Source organism: Anaerotruncus colihominis (assembly GCF_010206195.1).
Classification (GTDB): Bacteria; Bacillota; Clostridia; order Oscillospirales; family Ruminococcaceae; genus Anaerotruncus; species Anaerotruncus colihominis_A.
In genome coordinates, this window is record NZ_VIQT01000006.1 from 156,860 (window position 1) to 162,892 (window position 6,033).

Consider the following 6,033-nt stretch of genomic DNA (forward strand, 5'->3'; position numbering starts at 1 on the left):
CCGGAATGCTCAGCCCTTCTGCCAGTCGGGCGAAAACTGTTCTCCCATCTGCAAAAATGCCTCGCGGCGGTTCCAGTTCGCATGCGACGACTGGTAACAGCGCGCGCACGGCGTATCCATTTTTCCGGCGGCATTGACGCCGGCGCGGTAGCGGCGGTAGCTCTCGTCATTCCACATATCCATAAAATCCCGTTTCATGTCAAACGGGAAAAACTTGACCGGCGTGGACATGCACGGGCGCACGTAACCGTCGGAACCAAGGAAGAAATCGCGCCAGGCGACAAAACAGTCCTTATGCGCGCGGTCGCCCGCTTCGTCCTCGCCCTGGATGTGCGGCAGCTTGAGCACAACGCCAAGCTCATTTCCAATCTGCTCGGCCTTTTTAAACACGTCGCGCACCTCGCTTTGACGGTCCCACAGGCTGTCGGCGCGCAGCGCGTCGTCAAAGACGGTGAGATAGACGACCTTGACCTCCTCGATGCCGATCTCGGCGGCCAGACGCACCAGATCCGGCAATTCATGCAGATTAGATGCCATTGCGCAGAACACAAAATTGATATATGGAAAGGCAAGGCCGTTTGTCTTTTTCGTCCGTTCTATCGCCTTAAGGTCCCTGGTGATCTTCACGAGGTCCGAGCCGCGTCGGATACGGTCGTTTGTCTCGGGGCGCGCGCCGTCCACGCTGACGGCGAACACGTCCACCTGATTGTCAAAAATCGCGTTGTGCAGCTTGTCAAGCAGCATACCATTCGTGCAGAAATATTTGCGCGCACTGTGACGGTTGATCGTCTCAAGCATCTGCTGAAAGGAGGGGTGCACCGTCGGTTCGCCCCATCCCATCAGCGTGACCTCCTCGACGGTGTCAAGCATGGGTTCAAACCAGCCGAACCACTCCATATCGAACATCGTCGGCTTAAAGTGCGCCGAATTGCGGCCGCACATGACGCAGTTGAGGTTGCAGGCGTTCGTCAGTTCAAACACGAGCCGCCGCGGCAGGGAACGCAGTTCGGTCGCGCCCGATTGAATTTCCTGCAAATTCAAATCGGTGTTGGCCTGCTGCTTTTCAGTCAGCGGCTTTCCAGAAAACAGCATCTTCGTTTTGGCACGTATAATCATAACGATCTCCTTTTATTATCCTTTGTCCCGCATAGGGTCATCTATTAACGCATTTTGAATCCCCGGCTGTCAGGGACGCCCTCACCAGAGCTTCCAGGGCGCGGCGCCGTTCTGCCAGTAGCTTTCAAGCAGGAGCTTGTCGCGCTGGGTATCCATACACTGCCAGAAACCGCTGTGCTTATAAACGCCGACAAGCCCCTCATGGCTCATCTTCTCAAGCGGCGCGCGTTCCAAAATGCATTTGTCGCCGTCCAGATAATCGAACACCTTCGGCTCCAACACCATAAAGCCCGCATTGATCCACCCGCCGTCCTCGCGTGCTTTCTCCCGGAACGCTGTGATCGTACCGGTCGATTCCTCAATATCCAGCACGCCGAACCGGCCTCCCGGCTGAATCGCCGTCAGCGTGACCGCCTTCCCGGACGCTTGATGCGTACGGGAAAGCGCGTCGAGATCGATATTGCTGACCCCGTCGCCATAGGTGAGCATAAACGGCTCGTCCCCGATATACTTTTGCACCCGCTTTACGCGGCCGCCCGTCTGTGTGTTAAGACCCGTGTCGACCACAGTTACACGCCACGGCTCCGCCACATTGTTGTGGACGACAAGTTTGTTGTTGTCCGAAAAATCAAAGGTTATATCGGACCGATGCAGGTAATAGTCGGCGAAATATTCTTTAATCATGTGGCCTTTATAACCGCAGCAAATGATAAAGTCATTGTATCCATAATGCGAATAGATTTTCATGATGTGCCATAAAATCGGCGCGCCGCCGATTTCAATCATCGGCTTTGGACGCAGATGGCTTTCCTCCGATATACGCGTCCCAAGGCCGCCCGCTAAAATAACAACTTTCATGTTTCCTCCCTATTTCATGCTGTCAGCAAAACGACCGTTCAAAATCGCGCCGCATCACATCGATTTCAGGATCATTCGGATTGACCGCGACATACGCCTTCAGAACCTCGGCGCACGCCTCGCGCTGCTCTGCTTTTAAAAATCCGTAAAACTGCTGCTTGACAGACATCGCCAACCGCTCAAATTCATTGACAGCCTCCGACTTCGCCTGAATCTGCTGCGCGATGGAATCCAAACGGCGCTTTATCAGGCGATGCATGGTTGGGCAGCTATCCAAAAGCGCCTGGAGCTTTTGCAGGCAGGCCGGCGCCTCCCCTTGCCCAAGAGCGTCGTTCGCCTCGCGCATCCCAAGAGCAAAGCGGTACTCTGCCGGCAGGACAAACCGTTCCTGCTCTGGGAGCGCAGAAAGGTTGTAAATTTGTTCGCAAAAGGAGATAATTTCGCGCGTGTAAAGATCAGCGAGCTGATCCCGGCGCGCTTCTTCCGCTTGTGTCCCGCGCAGAAGCGCCAGAATCATGACGCGCGTACGGCGGAATAGTTCCCCGGGCGTGCCGCTCTGTGGGAACGGCTCCCGTCCGAACGCCGCACAGACCGCCGTATCAAAATCGGGACGCTGCTCGGCCAGAACGTTAAGCGTCTCCTCCAAAGCGATGCCGAACGCGTCCAGCGCAGGCGTCAGCAGCTGCCCGCAGAGCATCACGCAGTAAAGGATATCCGCAAAATAGGGATCCGCACCAACATCCTGTTTTTCGAGCAGAGCCTCTGCCAACGCAGCCGCCTGTGAATCGTCGCCGTCCGCGAGCGCCGTGCGCATCCGATGGAGGGTCAAAAATTTATGTTCCCCCTCCACCGCGGCAAGCGCACGGGCGATTTCCAGCTTGATACTATCAAAAGCAGGAAACTCCTTTTCCACCAGCTGGAAAAACCGCAGCCGCACGCTTTCGCCCTCCACAGCCATAATCTGTGTGCAAAGCGCACCCATCCGTGCAAAATCGCCGCTGGCGCGCATATATCCGAATTCATCGGCCAGAAACGGCAGATCCGGATAAGCCGCCGCCAGGGAAGAAATATCGACCTGACCGATATGCGTTTTCGCACGCTCTCTGTCATCGAGGGCAAGACAGCACTGCGCGCTGACATACAGCGACCGCATCAAATATTCATCATTGATCCCATGCAGCCCCACAGTGCCCATATCGCTCAGGTCGAGCTTTCTCTCATAGAACGCGCGGTACAGCCTTCTGTATTCGTCAAACGCGTCCAACGCAGGAGCAAACTGCTTTAAATTAAACAGTGCGAAACCGCGCATTGCATACATATCAATATCAACAGCGCTGTCTCCCTTGATAAGCTTCTCCTTAAAATACCACTTGACGGTATCGAGAATCCCTTCAAAATCAGACTGTGTCCACTGCGTGCGAACAAGCGACAAAAAGGCGTAAGGGCGCTGATTGACCGTTTTGTCCGCCAGGCAGATATCAATCAAACGTTCCAACAGCTTTCTGCGTTCCACAGCCTCATCCGGGTAATGCGGATCGTAACCGTCGACGAGCTGGCGCAGCATACGCGGATCATCCGGATCTTTTTCCAGCTCTGCGAGCATCATAGGGCGATAGCGCAGCATCTTTACGCGCGCAAGCTCTCCCATGTAACCATAATGGCGCACCACAGTCTGAAGCGCATATCCGTCTCTGACATCGCTGATCAGATGCTCATGTACCGCGCCCTCAAAACGCAGATCCGGCACACGCTTTATAATCCGCGTGGGATAAAAGGAACCGGCCGGCTTGCTTTGCGAATCATAGTTGATAAAGCGAAGCGCCGCGGCCTGGAACTTTTTACAGAGCGGACCCTTGAAAAAATCGATCACATCAGAAACATCCGGGTCGAGGATTTCATCCGCGTCCAGATACATGTACCATTTCCCGGAAATATCCTCCAGTGTTGTGTTGCGCGCCGCCGCGTAGTCGTCGCACCACTGGAAATGGCGCAGCTCGTCCGCATACTGCGCTGCGATTTCAGGGGTTCTGTCAGTGGAGCCGGTGTCCGTGATAATCAGTTCGCATGGCAAAGCCTCACGCAGGGGGCGCAGCGCCTCCAGGCAGCGGGGCAGATAATGTTCCTCATTTTTGACAATCATGCCGATCGTCAACAGAATTCCTGTTTGTTTGGCCTTCACCGGCTATCCCTCTTTCCCACGAGATAGAAAAGGCGGATGGGGGATAGCCCCATCCGCCTTTCCCGCGCGCGCTTATAATACTGGTTGCCTGATTAACGGTAGAAATTACTGGAGCAGCTGGAGCACGCTCTGCGGCTGCTGATTGGCCTGCGCGAGCATCGCCTGCGCGGACTGCGTCAGCACGTTCATCTTTGTGTACTCCATCATCATCTTGGCCATGTCTGTGTCGCGGATACGGCTGTTGGCCGCCTGCAGGTTCTCAGACGCGGTGTCCAGGTTGTTGATTGTGTACTCAAGACGGTTCTGTGTGGCACCGAGAGAAGCACGCTGCGAGGACACGCGGTCGATCGCGTTGCGGATGATGTCGATGGCCTTGGCAGCGCCGTCCTGCGTGGAGATATCGACCTTATCAACGCCAAGCGCAGCGGAACTCATGCTGCCGATCGAAACCTTGAGCTGGTTGAAATCATCAGCCGTGTCGCCGATCTGGAGCTGCATCGAGTTGTTCTTGCCGGCTGTGAACTGCTGCTGACCCGCAGCATAGTTTTTAGTTGTGTCACAAGCCTGATCAACAGTGAAGTTGATGGTGACGCCGGACCATGCTTTCCTGACCGACTCATCCGTTACGTTGCTGACATCGGCCGTGATCGAATAGAAGCCCTTACCGGTCTGCGTGGTTGTGAAGGTGACCGTATTGTCGGAAGCCGTTACGGTGACCGTACCGACGCTGTCGGCGCTGATGTTGACGGTGATCGTGTCGTCAGCCGACAGATTGCCGCCTTCGACCGACAGGCCCATAACGCCGTTGGTCGTTCCCTTGCCGATCAGCGCATCGTTGCCCTTGTATGTCTGCGAGCCGTTGAGCAGCTTGAGGTTATTGAAGTTCGTGCCCTCGGAAATGCGGTCGATTTCCTCCTGCAGCTTCGCAACTTCCTTCTGAAGGGAAGCGCGGTTCGAATCCTCGTTGATGCCGTTGGCTGCACGGGTCGCCAGCTCGGTCATACGGTTGAGCATGTTGTGGACCTCGGTCAGAGCGCCTTCAGCCGTCTGAACGAGCGAGATGCCGTCCTGAGAGTTGAGCGACGCGGTGTCGAGACCCTTGATCTGGGCTTTCATCTTCTCAGAGATTGCCAGACCGGATGCGTCGTCGCCAGCGCGGTTGATACGATAGCCGGAGGACAGCTTTTCCAGCGCCTTGCCGACCTGCGAGTTGTTCATGCCCAGCTGACGCTGCGCATTGACTGCCATGATGTTGCTTCTAACTACCATTCCCATGATAAAACCTCCCTGAATTGTCGCGGGCGTATCCCTCCGCCCGGTTCATTAATGAAAATTATATTTTCAGGCTCCCGCGTGTACAGCGCGCCAGCACGCGCGAAAACCGGAAAACCATGTCTACCGCGCCATACTTACGGGCCGCCCGCTGCGTTTTTCAAAGATCTCGCCGCGTTCAATTTTAATATCCTTGGGCGCGTCGATCGCAAGCTTGAGGTCGCCATTCTGCTTGACCACCCGCACGAAAATATTCTCGTTGATCACCACATATTCGCCGACGTTCCTGCCAAGAACCAACATGGCCGCACCTCCTTATGCGCAAAACGAAAAAATCCAAGTGTGGCAAAAAGTACACTTTTTGTCACACGCTTCCATTTTTGTCTTTTCACAAAAACAGTTGCATTTATTTAGGCAATCCGACGAATCATCTCTGTCAGACTATCCATAAGCACAGCCTAGGTTCCAAAGAATCCAGGTGTGGCAAAAGGTGTACCTTTTGTCATGCGCTTCTATTTTTTATATTCGTATCGCCTGGGAAAAACTAAAGCGAAATCAATAAAAATTTCTCTTGCTTTTTGCGTGCACGCTTTTTTGCCCGCTGGCAT

5 protein-coding genes are annotated in these 6,033 nt (G+C 54.7%); all 5 read right to left on the minus strand.

Going from position 1 to position 6,033, the window contains the following annotated elements:
- Window positions 1-9: 9 nt before the first annotated feature.
- Window positions 10-1,116: a radical SAM protein gene (locus tag FMM72_RS03170; RefSeq protein ID WP_162220560.1), complete on the minus strand. Its 1,107-nt coding sequence runs from the start codon at window positions 1,114-1,116 to the stop codon at window positions 10-12.
- A gap of 81 nt (window positions 1,117-1,197) precedes the next feature.
- A complete protein-coding gene (gene rfbF / locus FMM72_RS03175) occupies window positions 1,198-1,974 on the minus strand; it encodes a glucose-1-phosphate cytidylyltransferase (protein ID WP_160210553.1) in 777 nt (258 codons plus the stop codon).
- Window positions 1,975-1,996: 22 nt separating this feature from the next.
- A complete protein-coding gene (locus FMM72_RS03180) occupies window positions 1,997-4,153 on the minus strand; it encodes a glycosyltransferase (protein WP_162220561.1) in 2,157 nt (718 codons plus the stop codon).
- 105 nt (window positions 4,154-4,258) lie between these two features.
- On the minus strand, window positions 4,259-5,428 hold the full coding sequence (locus FMM72_RS03185; RefSeq protein ID WP_162220562.1) for a flagellin: 1,170 nt from the start codon (window positions 5,426-5,428) through the stop codon (window positions 4,259-4,261).
- Window positions 5,429-5,548: 120 nt separating this feature from the next.
- Window positions 5,549-5,728 (minus strand): carbon storage regulator, encoded by a 180-nt coding sequence (locus FMM72_RS03190; protein ID WP_160210546.1) that lies wholly within the window; start codon window positions 5,726-5,728, stop codon window positions 5,549-5,551.
- Window positions 5,729-6,033: the final 305 nt, after the last annotated feature.